This window comes from Methylocaldum sp. RMAD-M (genome assembly GCF_017832375.1).
In the GTDB taxonomy this organism is placed as follows: domain Bacteria; phylum Pseudomonadota; class Gammaproteobacteria; order Methylococcales; family Methylococcaceae; genus Methylocaldum.
In genome coordinates this window covers 282433-302481 of the sequence record NZ_JAFIBZ010000005.1, presented here as the reverse complement: position 1 = coordinate 302481, position 20049 = coordinate 282433, and the positions used below count along the sequence as shown (strand labels likewise).

At 59.5% G+C, this 20049-nt stretch carries 22 protein-coding genes; 9 read left to right on the top strand and 13 right to left on the bottom strand.

The genetic code is table 11. From position 1 onward, the window contains the following. Together JOD69_RS07935 and JOD69_RS07930 are read left to right on the top strand one after the other, a co-directional pair. The coding region (locus JOD69_RS07935; protein ID WP_210023843.1) for an IS1595 family transposase at nucleotides 1-507 on the top strand (507 nt) is incomplete at its 5' end. After that, complete coding sequence (locus JOD69_RS07930; protein WP_210023846.1) at nucleotides 401-1177, top strand: class II glutamine amidotransferase; 777 nt, start codon at nucleotides 401-403, stop codon at nucleotides 1175-1177. The genes JOD69_RS07935 and JOD69_RS07930, both read left to right, overlap by 107 nt. Before the next feature lie 11 nt (nucleotides 1178-1188). Here JOD69_RS07930 and JOD69_RS07925 read toward each other — a convergent pair whose 3' ends face one another. Continuing rightward, nucleotides 1189-1710, bottom strand: a complete 522-nt coding sequence (locus JOD69_RS07925) for a metal-dependent hydrolase (RefSeq protein ID WP_077727944.1) — start codon at nucleotides 1708-1710, stop codon at nucleotides 1189-1191. A 146-nt stretch (nucleotides 1711-1856) separates the two neighbouring features. Between JOD69_RS07925 and JOD69_RS07920 the strand changes: the two genes are divergently transcribed. Then, complete coding sequence (locus JOD69_RS07920) at nucleotides 1857-2810, top strand: ornithine cyclodeaminase family protein (RefSeq protein WP_086133082.1); 954 nt, start codon at nucleotides 1857-1859, stop codon at nucleotides 2808-2810. 227 nt (nucleotides 2811-3037) lie between these two features. Here the strand turns inward: JOD69_RS07920 and JOD69_RS07915 are convergent, their stop codons facing one another. Next, entirely contained in the window at nucleotides 3038-3436 is a 399-nt protein-coding gene (locus tag JOD69_RS07915; protein ID WP_240506769.1) for a Dabb family protein, read from the bottom strand. Nucleotides 3437-3484: 48 nt separating this feature from the next. On the opposite strand from JOD69_RS07915, the gene JOD69_RS07910 reads away from it, so the two are divergent. After that, nucleotides 3485-3670 carry a hypothetical protein gene (locus JOD69_RS07910; RefSeq protein ID WP_086133081.1) on the top strand — a complete coding sequence of 62 codons (186 nt, stop codon included), beginning with the start codon at nucleotides 3485-3487 and terminating at the stop codon, nucleotides 3668-3670. A gap of 21 nt (nucleotides 3671-3691) precedes the next feature. Beyond that, a complete protein-coding gene (locus JOD69_RS07905) occupies nucleotides 3692-4219 on the top strand; it encodes a CPBP family glutamic-type intramembrane protease (RefSeq protein WP_168183709.1) in 528 nt (175 codons plus the stop codon). 109 nt (nucleotides 4220-4328) lie between these two features. Here the strand turns inward: JOD69_RS07905 and JOD69_RS07900 are convergent, their stop codons facing one another. Beyond that, the gene (locus tag JOD69_RS07900; RefSeq protein WP_086133079.1) at nucleotides 4329-5471 is read right to left on the bottom strand and encodes a Rieske 2Fe-2S domain-containing protein; all 1143 of its coding nucleotides are present in this window, start codon (nucleotides 5469-5471) and stop codon (nucleotides 4329-4331) included. Between the two features lie 52 nt (nucleotides 5472-5523). Beyond that, complete coding sequence (locus JOD69_RS07895; RefSeq protein WP_210023842.1) at nucleotides 5524-6540, bottom strand: NAD-dependent epimerase/dehydratase family protein; 1017 nt, start codon at nucleotides 6538-6540, stop codon at nucleotides 5524-5526. Between the two features lie 506 nt (nucleotides 6541-7046). Between JOD69_RS07895 and JOD69_RS07890 the strand changes: the two genes are divergently transcribed. Then, complete coding sequence (locus JOD69_RS07890) at nucleotides 7047-8285, top strand: hypothetical protein (RefSeq protein ID WP_086133077.1); 1239 nt, start codon at nucleotides 7047-7049, stop codon at nucleotides 8283-8285. A gap of 208 nt (nucleotides 8286-8493) precedes the next feature. On the opposite strand, the gene JOD69_RS07885 is transcribed toward JOD69_RS07890, so the two are convergent. From JOD69_RS07885 to JOD69_RS07870, 4 genes are all read right to left on the bottom strand, one after another. Next, nucleotides 8494-8955: a cupredoxin family protein gene (locus tag JOD69_RS07885; RefSeq protein ID WP_210023841.1), complete on the bottom strand. Its 462-nt coding sequence runs from the start codon at nucleotides 8953-8955 to the stop codon at nucleotides 8494-8496. Between the two features lie 384 nt (nucleotides 8956-9339). Then, nucleotides 9340-9855: a WbuC family cupin fold metalloprotein gene (locus JOD69_RS07880; RefSeq protein WP_205780630.1), complete on the bottom strand. Its 516-nt coding sequence runs from the start codon at nucleotides 9853-9855 to the stop codon at nucleotides 9340-9342. After that, nucleotides 9833-10747 carry a M90 family metallopeptidase gene (locus tag JOD69_RS07875; RefSeq protein ID WP_077727936.1) on the bottom strand — a complete coding sequence of 305 codons (915 nt, stop codon included), beginning with the start codon at nucleotides 10745-10747 and terminating at the stop codon, nucleotides 9833-9835. The genes JOD69_RS07880 and JOD69_RS07875 overlap by 23 nt, the downstream gene beginning before the upstream one ends. Continuing rightward, nucleotides 10744-11643 carry an isoaspartyl peptidase/L-asparaginase gene (locus tag JOD69_RS07870; protein ID WP_077727935.1) on the bottom strand — a complete coding sequence of 300 codons (900 nt, stop codon included), beginning with the start codon at nucleotides 11641-11643 and terminating at the stop codon, nucleotides 10744-10746. Before JOD69_RS07870 ends, JOD69_RS07875 begins: the two co-directional genes overlap by 4 nt. 270 nt (nucleotides 11644-11913) lie before the next feature. On the opposite strand from JOD69_RS07870, the gene JOD69_RS07865 reads away from it, so the two are divergent. Next, nucleotides 11914-12093, top strand: coding sequence for a hypothetical protein (locus tag JOD69_RS07865; RefSeq protein ID WP_077727934.1), 180 nt, complete (start codon nucleotides 11914-11916; stop codon nucleotides 12091-12093). Between the two features lie 40 nt (nucleotides 12094-12133). On the opposite strand, the gene JOD69_RS07860 is transcribed toward JOD69_RS07865, so the two are convergent. From JOD69_RS07860 to JOD69_RS07850, 3 genes are all read right to left on the bottom strand, one after another. Continuing rightward, on the bottom strand, nucleotides 12134-12688 hold the full coding sequence (locus JOD69_RS07860; RefSeq protein ID WP_168175309.1) for a DUF488 domain-containing protein: 555 nt from the start codon (nucleotides 12686-12688) through the stop codon (nucleotides 12134-12136). A 239-nt stretch (nucleotides 12689-12927) separates the two neighbouring features. After that, the gene (locus JOD69_RS07855; protein ID WP_205780952.1) at nucleotides 12928-14352 is read right to left on the bottom strand and encodes a hypothetical protein; all 1425 of its coding nucleotides are present in this window, start codon (nucleotides 14350-14352) and stop codon (nucleotides 12928-12930) included. A 58-nt stretch (nucleotides 14353-14410) separates the two neighbouring features. Then, nucleotides 14411-15571 (bottom strand): lipocalin-like domain-containing protein, encoded by a 1161-nt coding sequence (locus tag JOD69_RS07850; RefSeq protein WP_086133076.1) that lies wholly within the window; start codon nucleotides 15569-15571, stop codon nucleotides 14411-14413. A 56-nt stretch (nucleotides 15572-15627) separates the two neighbouring features. Here JOD69_RS07850 and JOD69_RS07845 point away from each other — a divergent pair, with 56 nt between their 5' ends. Then, nucleotides 15628-16992: a YihY/virulence factor BrkB family protein gene (locus JOD69_RS07845; RefSeq protein WP_086133075.1), complete on the top strand. Its 1365-nt coding sequence runs from the start codon at nucleotides 15628-15630 to the stop codon at nucleotides 16990-16992. Nucleotides 16993-17239: 247 nt separating this feature from the next. After that, complete coding sequence (locus tag JOD69_RS07840; RefSeq protein WP_139840986.1) at nucleotides 17240-17794, top strand: CAP domain-containing protein; 555 nt, start codon at nucleotides 17240-17242, stop codon at nucleotides 17792-17794. A 290-nt stretch (nucleotides 17795-18084) separates the two neighbouring features. Here the strand turns inward: JOD69_RS07840 and gnd are convergent, their stop codons facing one another. Together gnd and mutM are read right to left on the bottom strand one after the other, a co-directional pair. After that, nucleotides 18085-19098 (bottom strand): phosphogluconate dehydrogenase (NAD(+)-dependent, decarboxylating), encoded by a 1014-nt coding sequence (gnd, locus tag JOD69_RS07835; protein WP_077727928.1) that lies wholly within the window; start codon nucleotides 19096-19098, stop codon nucleotides 18085-18087. Nucleotides 19099-19201: 103 nt separating this feature from the next. Then, on the bottom strand, nucleotides 19202-20017 hold the full coding sequence (mutM, locus tag JOD69_RS07830) for a bifunctional DNA-formamidopyrimidine glycosylase/DNA-(apurinic or apyrimidinic site) lyase (RefSeq protein WP_077727927.1): 816 nt from the start codon (nucleotides 20015-20017) through the stop codon (nucleotides 19202-19204). Between the last annotated feature and the right edge of the window lie 32 nt (nucleotides 20018-20049).

Here is a 20049-nt window from a genome sequence, read left to right as displayed (position 1 = left end):
CTGGGCGGTGAGCGGCCGGGGAAACCGGGGCGTGGCTCCGAAAACAAGTTGGCCTTTGTGATGGCGGTACAAACCACGGACGACGGGCGTCCGTTGTTCCTGCGCGTCGATCCCCTGCCGTTCACGCAGCAGGCTATCGCGGTCTGGGCCAAACGCGCCTTGGCCCCGTCGACCTACGCACTCACCGATGGCCTGAGCGGGTTTCGGAGGCTGCACCAGGTCGTCGCTTGCCATCATCGCCTGATCCTGGGCTCTGGGCGGCAGTCGGCGCAACATCCGGAGTTTCATTGGGTAAATACGCTGTTGAGCAACCTGAAGACAGCCATTTCCGGCACCTATCACGCGTTCAAATTCGAGAAATACGCCCAGCGGTACCTGGCCGAGTTCCAATACCGCTTCAATCGGCGTTTCAATCTCAAAACCCTGCTTCAACGGCTGGCGCGCGCCGCGGCGTTCGCTAAGCCTCGACCCGAGTGGCAAATTCGCTTGGCTGAAGTTCATCGCTAATCAGGTCGCCTTTTTCGAAGGCCGCGGTTGCCACTTATTCGTCGACTCCAAAGCGACAGTCGAATCGCCGATAGCCGATCTGGTGCGCCATTACCCGATCCATTCGACCAACGTCATCGCCCATATTCGGAAGGCCACCAAAGGCCGAATTGCCCTTGAGAACAGCCATCCTTTCCGAAGAGAACTGTGGGGCCGTTACTGGATCTTCGCCCATAACGGCACCTTGGAACATTTCGATCCGCCGCGCCCCGATGACGTCTTTCAGCCGGTCGGCGATACCGACAGCGAAAGAGCCTTCTGCTATCTGTTGAATGCGTTGCGTCGGGCGTTCCCACATGGTTCCCCGAGCCGAGAACAGGTCTATGGCGTGGTCGAGCGTATCACTGCCGAGATCGCGGAACACGGCGATTTCAATTATCTTCTTTCCGACGGCGATTCCCTCTTCGCGCACTGTTCCACGAATCTGCACTTCATCACGCGCAAAGCGCCGTTCGGCTGCGCCCACCTGGTCGATCAGGACATCACGGTAGACTTCAGCGAACTCACGACACCGTACGACAAAGTGACTGTCATCGCCACTCTCCCGCTTACCGACAACGAAATCTGGACCAAACTGCGCCGCGGCCAGCTGGTTCTATTTCACGACGGGGAGCCGTTAAATGTCGCCTAAAGGCAAAACGATCACAAGAGCGCTTTAACGACCCGCGCCACACCGAATAACAAGGCCGAGGGCAGCCAAATCCAGCGCATCTCGCTTTTAAGCACAAGCCATCCCCGGGCCGAAAAGAAGGCGTAGATTCCTATGGGCGGCACGGCGAGCGGTCGCCAGGCGAAGAAGTAACGTTTGTTCGAGAACGGCGCGAAAAGCGCAACGCCCAGACCGCCGTCGGTGAGGGCGTCGATGACGGGATGGGATAAGCTCGAAAGAAACAGGAATACGAAAACCGGCCAAGATTTGTGTTCACCGGGCAGAACGGCCATCGATAACGCTCCGAGGCATAGTGCGAAGGAGATGGAGTGAGTCATGCCGCGGTGTCCCCACGGATCACCGTAGCGCACCCCGAACGCAAAACCGACTGCATCCAGATCCGGAATCATCGAGCAGGCGACACCCAATAGCACAACCTCAGGCGATAGAATGCCATCCGGAAAACAGGCGCTCAGCGCGATCGGAACCGCCGCGTGAGAGACGATGGTAGACATAGCCCGGCTCCGAAAACCAAAACCTCATCAATACGTCAATAAGACAGCTGAACCGCCGGACAGCGTTCCCGGCGGGATCATACTGAATTTCAAGTCAGGCGATTCGTGGTAGGCTTCGCTACAGGAGCATTCTTCGGAGAGCCTGGATGAAATGGATCGGCGCCGAACAAATAAACGACGGGCTCGATTATCCGTCTCTAGTGGCCTGGCTTGAAACGGCCCACAGCAGCGAGATCGATGCGATGGACGATCTGCTGCTGAGCCGATCGCATACGGACGGGCAAACGCAGCACTTTCTCGTACGGGCCGCCTGGCAAAGCAAACTCGGCGTCGGGGCGAAGCTGGTGACGGTCTTCCCGGACAATCAAACCCGTGGACTCCCCTCGGTACAGGGGTTTTACGTTCTGTTCGGCGCCGAGGACGGTCGACCCTTGGCGTGTCTCGACGGCACCGCTCTCACCTTGTGGAAAACGGCCGCCGATTCCGCACTGGGCGCGAAGCACCTGGCCCGTGAAGATGCCAAGAGGCTGCTCATGATCGGCGCCGGCGCCATGGCGCCTCATCTGATTCAAGCGCATCTGGCCGTCCGCCCGTCGATCGAGTCGGTATGGATCTGGAACCGCACGCCGCGCCGTGCAGTAAGATTAGCGGATTCCCTGGCTGGCCTACGGACTTCGATACACCCCACGACGGACCTGGAACAAGCGGTACGCGACGCCGATATCGTCTCCTGCGCGACCATGGCCACCGCTCCGCTCATCCGGGGCGAATGGCTCAAGCCCGGAACCCACCTGGACTTGGTCGGCGCGTTTACTCCGGATATGCGGGAGGCGGACGACACTGCCATCCGGCGAGCCAAGATATTCGTCGACTCCCGCGAGACCACTGTCGCCCATATCGGCGAACTCTGCATTCCTATCCGGAACGGCGTGATATCCGTGACGGACGTTTTGGCCGATCACTTCGAGCTATGCCGCGGCATCCATCCCGGCAGACGGTCTCCCGCCGACATCACCCTGTTCAAAAACGGCGGCGGCGGCCATCTGGATTTAATGACGGCGCGCTTCATCCTCGATCGCGCTGATCGCAAGAATCCCTGACACACTTGAGTCCTGCCTCCATCTTTAATGGAGAATCAGCAGCCTCGGTTGGAGGACAAGCACTATCCGGTTGCAAAACTTGATAGGCATCATCAAGCAGCACACCGTGATCCGGCCGTACCCGCAGTCGATATCCTGCACTTCCCGTCACTAAGAACTCTTCGAAGACGCTCGCTGCCCGTTCGCTAGGCCAGCCGGTCATACTCGTGCTCGATGCTTAGGAAGCCTCATGGGGCCTCGACGAAATCATACACGATGACCTTGTCCACCAAGGGTTTCATTCTTTCGTTGATCACCTTATCGTGGTCCGGATGTCGCGAATATTCATCGAGCGCCTGTGCATTCTCGAACGTGGCCACGATAGCCACATCGTACGAGCTGTCGACAACGTCCCGCTTGCCGGGCAGAGCGGCTCCCACGTGGTAGCTCGACACCATCGGCAGCTTCGAAAGCGATTTGGTCGCCTCGATGTACTGTTGGCGCGCCGCTGAACTCCCATGATCCTTGAGCCAAACGATCACAACGTGATGTATGCGTCCTGCGGTCGACGGCACGACCTCGGCCGAACCGGAGGCGGCAAATGTCAGAACACACACTAAGAGGGCGAAGACTGTCATTCGTTTCATGCGATTCCCTATCTTTTTCAATTGAGGTCGAGCAGGACCGGCTGCTCAATGCAGAGTCCTGCAGATTTGCACGGCAAGAGTATCAAGACCGATGTTCTGAAGGGCGTGTTGCCGAACATCGCAGCGATAGTAGCATGGTCCCTGATCGGCATCACGATCGCCACGGCGTCGATGATGAGCGCGGCACCCGTCGCCGCTGAGCCGGCCCGCACACAGGGCATCATCGAGGAATAAGGCCCGAGAGCGATGTTGAACATGCGTTTGCAAAGCATAAGACTGGCATTCAAGACCTTCCCCAAGCGCCGGACCTGGCGCGGATGCCTTGGGTTATTCGGCATTTACGCGCTGTGCGCTCTGCTGATCGGATGGGCGACGGGATTTTGTCGCCCGGAGTTGATGAAGGCATCCGCCTGGGTAATCGCCTCGACGCCCGTCGTTTTGCTCGTGACGCCGAGTCTTGTAGAGGAAGTCTTATATCGTGCCGTCTTACTGCCGCATCCGGTTGAAGCGGTTTCTCCGAGAACAAAACTCGTTTGGTCCTCGGTCAGTCTCGTTGCCTTTGTGGCCTCCCATCCCGTCAATGGTTTGTTGTCACGAAGAGCGGTGTTTCTCGACCCGGTTTTTTTGGTGCTGGCGACACTGCTCGGCATCGTATGCACCCTCACCTATTTGAAGTCGGGATCGATTTGGGTGCCGATACTGTTTCATTGGCTTACGGTAGTCGTGTGGATCATGTTTCTGGGCGGTTGGCAGAAGCTGATGATCCCGGGAGTTTGGGTGTAACGGAACCGTTATGGAACGCGTTCTGACCGATTTCAGATTCCCCGAATATTGCACGAGAACCGAGCGATGAAGCCACCGGCCATACAAAGGCCCAAGCGCGATTTCGGCGTCAATCGCCGGATATCGGAATCTCTCGATGGCCCGGATTGCCGCCTCGGGCCGAGGCCGCCGCGCGGGCGAGATAATCCTCCCACTTCCGCGCCGTCAACTGCTGAAACATCGGCACGACGGGGTTGAGCTCGATGGGCGGTGCATCCCAATGCTGCTCATAGCCCTGTTGCTCGGCTTCCAGGGCAATTCCGTCCTCCAGCAGTATGGGCTTGAACACCAGAGGTTTGGCGACGTTCAGCACCATCTGGGTCAGCCACTTCGGCGTTTTCACGGAAAGCAGCGGAATCTTGACGCTGTCGAAATAGAACAGGAAAAACACGCGGGTGGTCCGTTCGTCGATAGGCAGCAGGAACGACCAGTTCTTGATGCTGTCGCCGGTGTTAGTCCATTGGTAGGGATACTCGTAACACAGTTCGATGGAACGGGTGTTGACGCGGTTACGATCGACGAAAATTCCTGAAAACCGCCCAGCGGCCATGTGGGCGTCGTAGGTCAGGTAAACCCGGTCCTCGTCGGCTTCGTGATGGGTGAGCTTGGCGTCGACGAAGGGACGGTATTTCCGATGCAGGAACGCGTGGGCGAAGTCACAGATATTGTCGATCACCATGGAATGGTGGGTACGCCAGATGAAATCCACGGCAAAATTGGCCCATGGATGGTCTCCGGTAAGTTCTGGAATTTCGGGGATCTTTCGCTCTCCGGCCAGGGCCGGATCGCCCGGAAACAGCCAGATCAGGCCGTAGCGGACGCTTACCGGGTAGGTGCGCAACCGGTTTTTGATGAGCGGTCTGCCGAAGCTGTCATGGGAATAATCGATCAGCCAGCCGTCCCGGTTGAACGTCCAGCCGTGATAGGCGCAGCGCAGATGGCAGCGATCCACAACGCCGTGAGTGAGCTTGAGCTGGCGGTGCGGACAGCGGTTCTGCACGGCCGCGAGCCCGCCGTCCTTGCCGCGGAACAGGGCAATGGACCTCTTCCAGAACACGACTTCCTTCACCTCCCCTTTCTTGACCGCGCTGTCGTATTCCACCGCGTACCAGCGGTCCGGATCGAGGCCGGCGGCACGGGCCTTTTGCCGGGAGTTTTTGGCTTCCGCGAAATCAGGCGGCGATTGCCGGGATGTGTCTTGCGCATTCCTCATCGTCAGTACTCTCCATATGACCAAGGGTGGATAACGGGGACCAATAGCCGTTTCACTTAGGTGGGGTGATGACACCGCGGCGCACGAAATCCTCGTAGGCTTCCCGAATCGCTTCGGCCAGGCTGGTGGGCCGATAGCCCAATTCCTGTCCGGCCTTCTCGTGATCCGCCCGGCGCCGCATCGAGAGCAGGCGCACCGCGGCAGGCGTGAATCGCCGAGGCGAGTTGGGAAAGATCCGGAACCAGGTCTTGTCGGCCACTTCCGCCAGCGCGGCCATGACGGGTGCGGGCAAGCGCAGTCCAGGGGACGGTCGCCCGGTCACCTGCCCGTAGAGAGCCATCAGGTCGTCCACACTGGCGTAAGCGGTGCTGATGATGTACTTCTGCCCGGAACGGCCTTTCCGCATGGCGAGCACATGGCCCTCGGCGATATCGCGGGTGGAGACGAATTCGAAGCCGCCGGGGATATAGGCCTTGAGCCGGCCATGGGCGTAGTCGATGAGCACGCGTCCCATGCGCGACGGCTTGTAATCATGCGGACCGACGATGGCGCAGGAGGTGGCGACGACCACGCTGAGGCCGTCCGCGTGGGCACGCAAGGCCTCGTGCTCCGCCAGATGCTTGGTGAAACCGTAGGGCAGATGGCGATCGAAGGGATAGAACGGCATGCCTTCGTGGCTGGGGCGGTCCGGTTCGTACCCGGTGGCGCTGAGCGATCCGGAGACCACGACCTTGTCGACGCTGTGGCGGACGGCGGCTTGCAGAATGTGCCGCGTGCCCAGGACGTTGGTATCGAAGACTTCCCGCTTATGGGCACCATTCCCGGCTATGGTCGAGACCAGCGCCGCGCAGTGATAGACGCGGGAACAGCCGCGCACAGCCGCGTCGACCGCCTCGGAATCCCGCAAATCGCCATAGGCTCGGTCGACGTCGAGTCCCGCCAAAGCCCCGTTGTCGCGGCCCTGCCGAATCAGGACACGGACTTCGTCTCCGTCGGCCAGCAGGCGGCGTACGAGATTGGCGCCGAGATGGCCGGTCGCTCCGGTGACTAGCACTTTTCCCGAGTTCACGTTGGTTCCCTTCTCTGTGGTGTCGAGACCGGATGGTAACACGCTTCTATCCAAGGAAGCGTCTTGCATCTATACGGGGACATGGAGTTCCGATTTACCTCGGTCCGGAGTCCGTCGATGGCCCCCATAGCGGAAATTTGCTGATTTTGCCCTTCACGAAGTGGCTCGTCGGTTCCGTTACCGTAACCGGGGCGAGCGTCTCGTCCGCGATACGCCACGGACGGATATTTCAGGATTCGAAACACCCAAACCCGGAACGTCCCAGATTCAGGTGAACCCGTGCGACGGCAAGTTGTCGTTAGAAATTAGATCGGGTCGAAAATTCACCTCCGCTCAAGATGAGTAACCTCGGTTCTCAAAAGGAAAAATGACCAGCCTCCGTTCAGGAGAACGCCATGCGCCATAGATTTCCCCCCACCACGTTCGGTGTCGCCTTGTTTCTAACGTTATCTGCCTTTTCTCCCATTGGAGTCTCTGCACCCGACAAATCGAATCACGAGGTTTGGATGATCGACCAATCGGGTTTCCCGCCTAGCACCATTCCCGATGACGACATCGGCGGCAAGCTGTACATATTCGATGGCAGAAAGTTGTCCCGGAATGCGGCGTCCAAGGCAAAACCGGAGGTCTTCGAACTAGCGAAATTGGCACAGCGGCTGGACGACACGGCAACACCGCGTCGACCGCACTACATCACCTTCAATGCGTCCCACACGCATGCCATCATCTCGTTTGTGGCCACCGGACATGTCCTCATCATCGAGGCGGCAACACGAAAGCCGGTCTTCCTGGTCGATGTAGGCAAGCAAGCTCACGCAGCCGTCCCTTCGCCGGATGAGACCTATATTCTGGTCGCTAACCAGAACGGCAAACTCGTACAGAGAATCAACACCGATTACGCAGCCAACACCTTTACCCTCGACCATAGCGCCACTCTGAATCTTGCCGATGGGACGACGCCGAGCGGAGCCCTCAAACAGTTCGGCTCCGCCGATGAGGACGGTGTTCGGCCGGACAACGCCCCCATCCTGGCGCTGCCGGACTCCACCAGTAACTTGGCGTTTGTCACGCTTCGCGGCGGCGGTCTGTTTGTCATCGATCCGCGCGCCACGCCGATGGCTATCGCCGGTGAGTATACGACCTCGACCATCGAACCCGCCGGTCTCCTGGCGGCCCAGACGGGAAACAAGATGTACTTCAATTCGGGCGGCGGCGGTGGAGCCGAACTCGGGTTCCAATCCGTACTTTATGCTCTGCCGGTGAGCGCGTTCTCGCCTTCGCCAAATCCGTATCCGAAGCCAGACACCCCTGCGCCGACGGTGGTCTTCGATCACGGACAACAAGACGTGGATTCGCATGGGCTGCTTGCCACCCGGCAGGAACGTTACCTTTGGGTAGCCGACCGCGCCGCCAACAAGATCATCGTGGTCGATACCGAAACTGACGACGTAGTGAACGAGATAAAACTGGCTGGCGTCGTATCGCGGGACCCGGCACCGGACATTCTCGGAATATCGCCGAGCGGCGATCGGGTGTACGCGACGCTGCGCGGACCGTTCCCGCTCACCGGCAACAATCCGGAGCTCAATAACGCTCTGGGACAGACGCCCGGCATAGGGGTGATCGAGGTCAAACGAGGCGGCAAAAGCGGAATGCTGAAGCTAATCGCCCCCGTCTCGAACGTCGACGATACTGACGATGAGGAGCGCGCCGACCCGCACGGAATTGCCGTGCGGAGTCGCTGAGGACCGAATGCGTAGCGAGTACGCCGGCTGGACTAAAGCGTCACAAGAGCTCGGGGGGAACGCACCCGCCGGTCGATTCAGCACCGCACCAAAACCCCGTCGCGCCGCCGACAGCGGTCGGCTTATCGTAGGCTCGCGCACGGGCAGATAGAGCGCGTTGCGTTGTGATAACTGATTGCGTGGTCATTGCTGGCGCTCTCCCGAGGCTCTAGCGGACGGTAACTTCGGCGATCATCCCTGCCTGGTAGTGTCCCGGAACATGGCAGCCGATCTCGAATCGGCCGGGTCGATCGAACCGCCAAACCAACTCTTTCGTTTGGCCCGGCTCTACGGTCACGGAATTCGGGCTGTCATGGGGCGTGTCGGGAGCGGCATGCATCTCCCCGGCGTGCGATTCCTGCTCCGCAACCGTACCGATGGTTGCCTCGTGCGTCAGTCGGCCGATGTTATTAACGATCAGGCGCAATGTTTCTCCGCGATTTATCGTAAGCGACGAGGGATCGTATTTCATGCTGTCCAGGGTTTTGATTTCGATCGTGCGCGTGACTTCGTCGGGTTTGCCGGGTTGACCGGCGGCCGATTGTTCAGAACCGGAGTGCTCTTCCGGCAGATGTTGATCTTTCGATACCGGCGATTCGAGGTCCTGCGCCTGCACTACGAGGGCAGACATGACTAAAGTAGCAAGAATGGCGGCGCGGTAGATCGAACGTGACATCACGATATTCTCCTTATCGAAATTCGAAGACGTTTTGTGGCGTGCCCTCAAACTACGACATAGATCTTGAGTGGCGCAAAAAAGTCCGGAGACCGCTTCTATTTCTTATCGGTGCCGAGCTACTAGAGCATTTTCTGATTCGGTGTAAGGGAGCCCCATATGTAGGTCGGCAATCCTTTGCCGACGTACCGGCTCGGCAAAGGGCTTTGTCGGCAAGGGCAGCTCTGGCGCTCCCAGAGATGCCGTTTGCGATTGGGAAGGGATTGCCGACCTACGTTCTTCCCGCCCTACACGAATCCGTACACCGGGATGAAAAACGCTCTAATCCTCTCCGTATCTTCATTGCGCTTTCGCCGATTCCTGGAACCCCAGGCGCTCGCCAGGCTTGGCGACTTCATACCAGGCCACGACCCGCTCCGCGTCCGGATCGCCTTCCTCCGGAGCCCAAGCAGCGAAATCTTTGTCCTCGACGGGGCGGTAAGGGCCCGGTTTGACCTCGAACATGACCGTCTCGGGTGCCAGAACGACCACGGCATGCCAGGTGTACGGCGGAATTTCCACCGCCATATCGCCTCCCGCGGCGCTCAGGTCGATGCGCTCCAGGACGGTTCCTTTTTCGTCGAAGGTAATGATGGAAAATGCGCCGCGCACCGCCAGCATCAGTTCCCATCCGTCCGGGCGCGCGTGGCGGTGAGGGCGGACGTAGGTTCCGGGCTCCATGGCGTTGAACAGGCGCTGGATCGGGTCCTCCAGATCGCGGTGAATGTTCAGATTTTTCCGGAGCCTGGGAGAGGCTGCGGCCTCGCCCATCAGCCGGAGGAGCTGTTTGTCGCTAATCGTTTTCAAAACGTCCATGGTCGTCTCCTGATACGGCGTCGGCAAGCGCTTCGCGCAGCGGGTTATGGCCGGTTTGCCGGCTTTCGCGCGGCGCTTGTGCATCGCGAGTCTGAAATGGGTCTGCCGGTAATGATGAACGAAATCGCGCGGCCGGGTCTTGTCTGTAGAATTGCGCAAGGAGGTCGTAGATTTCCGGATATTCCATGCGCACCAAGTCTGGCGCTTCGAAAAAGTATTCGCTGAGCACCGCAAAAAATTCTCCGGGCGCCTCGGCCGCGTAAGGATCTATGGGAGTCTTCTCCTCCTGGTCCACGCGATCGTTGAAATCTTCGAACGCGGCCGTGAACGCGTCAGTCCAAACCCGCCGCGCCATCCCGCGATGCAAGTTCGGGAAACCGTCGGCTGCGCCATTGAGCATGTCCAGCTTATGAGCCATTTCGTGGATGACGACGTTATAGCCTTCGCAATGTCCGGAACCCTGCACGTCCGCCCACGACAATATGACCGGCCCGCGCTCCCAGGATTCACCGGTCAACACATCTTCCCATTCGTGCATGACGCCGATAGCGTCGAATTCCGAGCGAGGGCGTATGAATCCGCCGGGATAAACCACCACCGTACGCCATCCGTCGTAGCAGTCGAAGTCCAGATTGAGAATAGGGAGACAGGCCAGCGCGGCGATTCGGGTGCGCACCCGGTCGTCCAGAATCATCCCGCCCGCCGGTTCGAAAATCTTTTCGTGAACGAAAAGGGTGGACAGTTGACGCAGACGCTCCCGTTCTTCGTTATTCAAGAGATCGAAAATTCGAAGCCCCGCGAGCGACCAAAGCCAGGTCGATTCGGATATCAGCCCCCGCTGAAGCAACTTGCGGCGCCGCCGCCGGCGGAGTAGACGAAAGGGCGAGATCATGGCCGACCCAGGACAGCACTCGGACGGTCCGCGCTCATCGCGGCGCAGAGCATGGTTTCGGTCGTCCAGCACATGCTCCACGCCCCGCTGTGGTCCACGGCGATCCAACCGTATTCGCGCTTCCGCTCGACGGCTTCACGATAGGTCGCTTCCGAGGCTTGCACGATGTTGCGGCCGTCCCGAACACGCGTTTCGAGACGCACCGCAACGCCGTCATCGACGATTTGTTCTCCGATGCCGGTGCAACTGACGGCGGCGTAGCCGGAGGCATAATTGCCCGCCACCGTCGCCGAATCGGATATTCGTTCCGGAAAATTGAACCGGCCGCCGCCGGTGGACGTGGCGGCCGCCAGACGGCCCCGCTGGTCCAGGACCACCGCGCCCACCGTTCCGGCGCCGACCGAGGGCCCGGTCTGCCGCTCCAGATACTCCGCCCAGCGCCGCGCCCGCTCCGGGGGAACCGGGTTTTGCGGCGGCATGCCGAGTTCCCGGGCCAGAAGCTGGGCTCCCAAGGGACCGAGCACCGATTCCGCCCGGTTCTGGAGCGCCCGGGCAAGTTTGATGGGATGGACCAAGTGAGTCGCAAGCATGACGCCCGAGAATTTCAGGCGCTCGCCGTCCATCAGCGAGGCCGAGAGACGCGCAAGTCCGTCGCTTTGCAAGGCCGAGCCGTAGCCGGCGTTGAACAGAGCCGATTCCTCCAAGCGCTTGACGGTTTCCGTCACGGCATCGACGGCGGATTGGCCTCGGCAAATCTCGGCCCATGCCGACGCTGCCAAATCGCCGATAAAAGTCCAGCGTTTCTCGCTTAGTCGGGGATCCGATTCCGGGGAGCCGGCGCCGCCGTGGATCAGGAGAACCGGCGGGCGGGCAATCTCAGCAAAGCGTTTTTCCATGCGGCTTACTGCATATTGATGTTCGATTCGGCGCGATGACGTTTGTCGGTGTCATCCCGTGCAGGAATAACCCAGCGGGCAATTTGTCTAAGATGCGAACTTCGACATATCTTGTCAAAAAAGGGCTTTTCCGGTTCGCGGTCAAAGGATGGGGCAAGGCCGTTTCAACACGATAAAGATCGGCTTCGGGTTCTATGGAGACTCCCCTTCCCCAGATGTCCTGCTTACCGAAAACGACTTGCGTTTCATACATTCTGTGAGGAACCTCCTATGTACAACTATTTTGCCCTTTCTTTGGTCGCCCTGGTCGGCATCGTCGTGTTCGACGACGATCCGACCGGCGTCTCGCTACAGGAGTGGATACTCTACGCGGTGCTGCTCTATGCGGCGTTTTCGTTCTTTCGGCGCTATCTGGCGCAGATCCGGCAGCAGATTCGACGGGGCGGATAAGCGCTCTTGCCCATTTATGCGCCTCGGCCGCCAGGTGTACTCACGTAACATCCGGCGCGAACAACTCCAGGTTTTGCTGAATTCGATCATAGATCAGTCGCGAGCCGACGATTCGTGCGGCGGAATGCAGGTCGTGCCTACAGCTTTCGTTCGGCACGATAAGATGTTCGACAATATGTCCGCGCACCGTCAGGTAATCGGAAATCAGAGAGCGGTGGCAGCACGACGGATCTTTCTCGGCACACATGAACGCCGTCCGGCAGATTCGTGCCAGCCTTAGTATTTGTTCCACGGCTTCGCGGAAATCCGGCGTCTCCATATAGGCGGCATACGACCGGAATCCCGGATTCAAGACCCTGTGTTTTACATCGTCCGGTGTCGCCGATCGCCATCCGCCCAGATTGTCGCCTTCCCATTGATACTGAATGCCGGCCTGCGTTAAAGCCCGTTCCAGCGTAGGACGGTTGAATTGTCTAAAACGCGCGGAACCGGGCCTGCTGCGTACGTCGACCAGACACCCGATGCCATGCCTCTTGAGCATATCGATCAGTTCGTCAGAGCTTCTGTTGCTGTGGCCGATGGAATAGAGTTTCATGGCTTCACTTCCTTCTTGCTGATTGTTTTTTCCCATTTCCCGAACCGGCACACCCCGCCGGCAGTCCGCCGATGATTCGGGCGGACGTTCGAGTTCGTATGTAATGCACTTTTTGGACTCGAAAAACAATCAGAAGCATCCCGACATTCTGACCTATATCTCGAAATAAGCCGTTGCAGGCGGGCAATCCTTTGCCGACGAGACTTCGGCAGTTTCAGCCATAAGCAAGTTTCGGGCTTCTATAGTGTCTTCAAGTATTCGAGCACGGCCTTGCGTTCTTCCGGGCTCAAGCCGTCGCCGAAAACATGGCCGGCATTGGAGTGGCCGGGCAAGGTCGTATCGTAGATTTTTTTCCGTTCCCGCAGGTCGTCCGTACCGGCTTTCCCCTGCCCCAGCGCCGTGTAGCGCCAGCCCAGGCCGACCGGATCGTAATCGGCCGCGGACGACTCGTACGACCGCGTCCAATACTTCGGCCGTTTCGAACTGTCGAGCAAGGCTTCGATGGTCGGCACCGATCCGTTGTGGAGGTAAGGAGCGGTAATCCAGATTCCGTCCAAAGGCGGAGCGAAATAACCCGGCGCCGGGGCGGCGCGAGCCGTTTCGCCGTAATAGGAGCCGTTGAACCATGCGATGAACCGGTCCGATGCGCCGCCGACAGCGTGTTGCGCCAACACTGGATCGGTGCCGATTTCGTCGAGTCCCAGCACCAGATTGGGATAAATCGGCTGTTCGCCATAGGTACCGTGGCAGCCGGAGCATGTTCGCTCGAATACGGCGCGCCCCTGTTCGGCCAGCTTGCCGTCGAGACCGAAAGGCCACGGCGGCGGTTTGAGCGATGCAAAGTAAGCCAGAATATCCGGCGCGTAGGCATCGATATTTCGCACGGTATCGACGTCATCGGCGCAGAATATGGCGCCCACCATCATGGCCCGTGCGAGATCACCGCGGCCCTCGGCGTTGTAGAACAAGGCGTTCTTCTTTGCCATGCGCCACCAGGGCGGAATGCTGACCGGCGCGACCGATTTCGGCGGCGGCTCGATCAGCGGTTCCGGCGACCATGCCAGCGTTTTCGGATTCCGATGCGCGATCAGCGCGAACGTCATATTGATGGCCGGATTCGCGCCTATCGTGTCGGTGATCATGTAAGGGGCCATGGCACGAATTCGGTCCGCCCAGCGCCGCCATTCCGCCGCTTCGGCCTCGTCCTCCACGTATGCGCCGACGCCTTCTGCGGCAGCCGTACGGTCCTCGGTGAAATCGAGATTTTCGTTGCCTAGGCCGATGACCAGCTTTCCGGCGAAGAAACCGGCATGGCAGGACAGGCAATTGTTCACTACGAGCTCCACGCCCTTGGGTGTCGTGTAAGCCGTGAGGTTGTAAGGCAACTCGGCGTTTCGGCCGGGTCTCCCCAGAATAAGCGTCATGGGCTCGGGCGCCGAGGCCGTCTGTTTGTAGGCCGAATAAGGCATGCCGCAGGTGATGTACGGCGCGTTGAGCAATGCCTCGTAACCTTTGTTCGGATCGCCCGGACGCTGCTGTTCGGCAGGAACGGGTCCGGCGGGCGAATAGCTGACGGCGTTCGTCTGTTCCCTCGATTCGCAGGCCGCCAGCAAGAAAGCCGTAAAGACGATCGAAGCGACGGACGATGTTTTGGCATTCGGCATGTTCGACTCACAAGCTGGTTTTTTTAGCGGAAAAATCCTTTTTTTGGGAATCGAGCCGTCAATAGCCGGCCAATTCGACGAAACCCCGCCCTGAAAGCGCTTTACCGCGAGGCCCGGTTCCGGACACCGAGACCGCGCCGGACCAGGCGCGAACGGACCGGACGATTTCCTGATCTTCGACTAAGGGAGAAAGGCGCAGTTCGGCTTCGAGCTTCGGCAGCCTCACGATCCAGCCTACCGGATAAGGAACTCCCGAGGGATTAGACCAGTAAGTGGCGGGTTCGAGCCGAACGTCGTTTCCGGAAATCGGAACAGCGCGGCCATCGGATTCGATCAAGAGCCCGCTCGACACTGGCGGCGCGCTGCCGTCCTTGCGCCTCAGCTGGAAAAGCAGGAGCTCACGGCCATCGTCGAGCTGCAATTGATAGCGGTTCAGGACCAGTTGTCCGCCCGGCGGGGCTAGTTTTCCCCAACTGCGGCTGAGCCAGGCCTCGCCGGTTACCTTATGTCGATGCTCGCCCAACCGAACCGTTCCGGATATCGCCATACGGCTAAGCAAATATGCGCGAAGACGGCCTCCCGCAGCAGCCGGGAAGCTTTGCCCAGCCGGCACGACAGCGGGCTTTCGGGCCTCCAATCGGAGGTTGAGTTGCGTCCCGTCGGCGTCGGCCTGCAAGGCGAAGAACGTGGTTTCTCCCAGCGGCACCCTTAGCTTCCAGTCGTCCAGCCAGACCAGCCCGGAAACGGGATCATACCCGCTCATGCCCAGTGCCGCTCTTGCAAAACGCTCGGATGCCCGATAATGGCCATTGCTCGCATCGAGAAATGCAAACAGCCCCCGATACACGTCGCGGGTGGCCCAGGCCGATGGCCTTTCGGGCTGTTCCGGCTGAAGACCGAACCGCGTAAAGCTCAGTAGAAAGCCGTATCGGTGACCGTCCGGCGTGTTCATTTGGCCGGTGAATTCCCAGATTTCCATGGGGACGTCCGGATGAATCCCGTGATCGAACGGAAAAGATAAGGACCGGTCGGAACGGTCCTCCGGAAACCTGTCCGCAATTTTTCGCAGCGTTTTCGAGAAAGACGAAAAAGGCATCGCATCGCCGGACGAAACTCGCTCCGGGGGCTGCCGGAGTGTCGACGACGGTACGAGCGACAGCATGACTGCGAGCAGAACGGCGGCTATCCGCACGATAATATTGCCGCGGCCAGTTGCCATATCACTGTTTCCGGCTGCTCCAAACTGTCTAATGCCTAACAAAGATCGTGGTCAGCATGCAAATCAAGCTTTTCAACCCCATCAAGCAGGCGCGCCAAAAACTCGACTCTTTCCACCGGCTCCGCGGCTTGGCGGCTTTGGTGTCCGCCTGGATCAAAGCGCTAGTCGGAGCCGTTCGTAGCGAAGGCTTGGATTATCGCGCCACGAGTCTCGCCTACACCACGCTTTTGGCCATCGTGCCGGGTCTCGCCTTGTGCTTTTCGCTCCTGAAGGCTTTCGGCATCAACAATCAGCTCGAGCCGTTCTTGCTGCAAATGCTCGCTCCTTTGGGCGATAAGGCGGGCGATTTGACGAAAGCCATTCTCGGCTTCGTGACCAAGGTCAACGTGGGCGTGCTCGGCTTCGTCGGTTTGGCGGTGCTCATCTACACCATTATTTCGGTGCTGGAAAAAATAGAAGCCGCATTCAATCACATCTGGCGAGTCACACAGGCCCGCAGCTTCGCCCGCCGGGCCAGCGACTACCTCAGTGTGATTCTGCTCGGTCCGGTGCTGATTTTTTCGGCCATCGGTCTCACGGCCTCGATGCCCCATGCCAGCGCAGTCCGGCGACTGATCGCCCAAGAACCTTTCGGCACCCTGTTCTATCTGGGCGGCAAGCTCCTCCCTTATTTGATGATCATCGTGGCGTTTGCGTTCGTCTACATTTACATTCCGAACACGCGGGTACCTTGGCGGGCCGCGTTATTCGGCGGTACCGTGGGCGGCGTGGTATGGAAGCTGGCGGGCCTGCTGTTCGCCAAGTTCGTGGTCGGCTCGACCAGTTACCACGCCATTTATTCGAGCCTGGTCATCGTCATTTTGTTCATGATCTGGCTCGATCTCAGCTGGCTGATCCTCCTGCTGGGCGGGCAAGCCGCCTTCTATTTCCAGCATCCCCATTACGTGCTGGGAAAAAGCCGTTTCTTTCAGCTCAGCAACCGCTTGAAAGAGAGGGTCGGACTCGCCGTCATGTACTTGATCGGCGAGCGTTTCGTTCATGCGGATAAACCCAGGACCATCGACGAGTTGGCGGAGCGATTGTCACTGCCGTGGGAAACGGTAAAAGACAGCCTGGACATACTGCAAGCCGGCGGGTTGGTCGTGGAAGCGGGAAAAGGCGATGAAAGCTTCATTCCGGCCCGCGATATCGCCGGAATCACCGTCTGGGACATTCTGACGGCCATGCGCACGAAACGCGAGGATACCGCCCTTTCGTCCCATGCTGCTTTCACGTTGCCGGAACTCGCGAAAATCGCGGAGGATTTGGAAAATGCCTCGGCGACGACCGCTTCGGCCCGCCGTTCGCTGCGGGATCTCATCCTGGCTCAATCGCCGTCGACGCAGGGAGATTCAGAGCAGCTTCGTTCTTCGTGCTCTTAGCCATGCCGTGATGTCGAGAATTTTCTCGATTGACGTAACGCCCAGAGCGTCACGCCCTCCCGCACCGAATCGGCGCTCGGATAGCAGCGGACGGTCGTGACGCAAGGCATCACGGAGAGTAAAACGCGATAAATCCGTCACTGATCGGAACATCCGTGATTGCCCTCTGTCACAAGGCAGATACTGCCCATGAATCGTGCTCAGCGACGGCCAAGTCGCGGTACGGTTGGTAATCATCCTTCACGTAATGGAGTACGTCATGTGCCGTTTTCGCAACCCGCCTTTCATCATTTCCGCCTTAATCCTGTGGAGCGGCGCAGGCCTCGCTGCTCAGCCCGCCGATGCCGTGGCCACGATCACCGCCCACAATCAGGTGCGCTCCGCCGACGGGGTGCCGCCGCTCGTCTGGTCGGACGAGCTCGCCACCATCGCCACCGACTACGCCGCCACGCTGGAGCAGCAGGGCTGTCCGCGCGAACTGCCCCACAGCCCTGCCAGTGATCAGGGAGAACTGGGTGAAAACCTCTACTGGGCCGGCCCGGTGATGTGGTCCGATGGCCGCACCGAACCGCAGCAGCTTACCCCGGCTCAGGTTGTCAATTCGTGGGCAGCCGAAAAGGCCAATTACAACTACGAGACCAACAGCTGCGCCCCCGGCAGGATGTGCGGCCACTATACCCAGTTGGTGTGGGCCGCAACCACCGAAGTCGGCTGCGGCTATGCAGTCTGCACCAACAACGCCCAAGTGTGGGTCTGCAACTACCGCCCCGCCGGCAATGTTACCGGCCAGAGTCCTTACTGATCTCCCAGGCGCACACGCACCGCGCGATTGAACGTATTTCTCGCCTCCTACTTTGCGAAGGAGGCGAGACATGGTTGCGGCGTGCCGCCCGGATCGCCTGCGGTCCCACCCGCCACACTACATTGAGCCGTCGAGCGGCTCACCAAGGAGCCAGAGCATCTTCAGGATCGGTTTAGCGGTCCAGGGGATAGTAGGTCGGGAATCCTGTCCCAATCGCAAACGGACCTTTAGTCGGTCCCTTCCAATCGCAAACGGCCTGGCCAATCCGCCAAGTCGCGCTGTCGCTCGCATCACGATTTTTCCTGATGTCCTCCGAATTGCCAGCGCAAGGCGGACAGGAACTTGTCGGCAAACTCGCTGCGTCCGCGGGACGAGAACCGCTGAAACAGCGCGGCGCTCAACACGGGAGCGGGGACGCCTTCGTCGATGGCGGCGAACGCCGTCCACCGCCCCTCGCCGGAATCGGACACATGTCCCGAGAATCTCTCCAAATCCGGTGATTGCAGCAAGGCCGATGCCGCCAGATCGAGCATCCAGGACCGAACCACGCTGCCTCTCCGCCACAATTCGGCGATCTCGGGCAGATCGAAATCGAAACGGTAATACTCGGGATTGCGCAAGGGCGCGGTTTCGGCATCATGGGATTGGCGTTCGAAGCCGATTCCGGCGTTCTTCAGAATATTGAAGCCTTCGGCATAAGCGGCCATGAGACCGTATTCGATGCCGTTGTGAACCATTTTGACGAAGTGGCCGGCTCCATTGGGACCGCAATGCAGATACCCCTGCTCGGCGCTGGCCAACCCGGTGTTTTCGCGTTCCGGAATACGCGGGGCCGCATCCTGGGGCGGTGCCAAAGCCCGAAAAATCGGATGCAGTTTTCGAACGGGCTCCTCGTCGCCGCCGATCATCAGACAGTAACCCCGCTCCAGGCCCCATACGCCGCCGCTGACGCCAACATCGAGGTAATGGACGCCGCGCGGCTTCAAGCGTAGCGCTCTATTCATGCTGTCGCGATAGTGAGAATTGCCGCCGTCGACCAGGATGTCTCCGCTTTCGAGCAAGGGCGAAAGCTTGTCTATCAAATCGTCGACGAAGCCCGCCGGAATCATTAGCCAGACGACGCGCGGCTTGAGCAGTTTGTCCGCCAAATCCCGCAGGCTGTCGGCGGCTATGGCACCCTCCGAAGCCAACATCTCAACGGGTTTTCGCGAGTTGTCCCAAACCACGCAGGAATGATTGCCCCGCATCAGCCGGCGCACCATGTTGGCACCCATTCGCCCCAGACCGATCATACCGATTTGCATGGGCTGTCTCCTTTCCATTCGAGAGATATCGGTACGTATGCGCTACGAAATCTTCCTTGCGCGGAAGAACGAGCGCACGGTTCTCAATGCACGATCGCGTATCTCAATGTTGACAGTTCGGACACCAATAAGTTGAGCGCTGCCCTAGCCGCTGCGTTCGGATAAGCTCGCCGCATCGGCGGCATAGTTCGCCGGTCCGTCCGTAAATTTGCAGGGTTTGCTGGAAATACCCCGGACTTCCGGTTTCGTTGACGAAATCGCGTAGCGTGGTTCCGCCTTGTTCTATCGCTTCGGAAAGGACCTCCCGTATCGATACGACCAGTTTTTCGTAGCGAGGCAGAGCTATGCGGCCGGCCGGTCGGCGCGGATCGATGCCGGCCCGGAACAAGGCTTCGTTGGCGTAGATGTTGCCCACACCCACCACGATGCGGCTGTCCATGATGAAGGATTTGACGGACACGCTGCGGCCCCGGGCTTTTCCATGAAGATAGGGCGCATCGAAGTATTCACTTAAGGGTTCCGGCCCGAGTTCGGCCAGGAGGGGATGAGTCGAAGGATCGTCTTCCGTCCAGACGACGCAGCCGAAACGGCGCGGATCGTGGAAGCGGAGACAGGTTCCGTTGGCGAGGATGAAGTCGAGATGGTCGTGCTTTCTGGGCGGGCTGTCCGGGGCGAGGATGCGGAGGCTTCCGGACATGCCCAAATGAACGATCAGCGTTCCGCGGTTTGTGCCGATCAGGATGTATTTGCCTCGGCGCTCGACCGTCCGAATGGTCTGACAATCGAGCTTTTCCGGCAGATCCGGCGGAACCGGCCAGCGTAGCCGAGGCTGGCGAACGACTATCGCCTGAACGGTCTGCCCGGTTAGATGAGGCGAAATGCCGCGCCGCGTGGTTTCGACTTCCGGCAGTTCGGGCATGGCGGCGTTATCGGGCAGCGTCCGACAGCTTG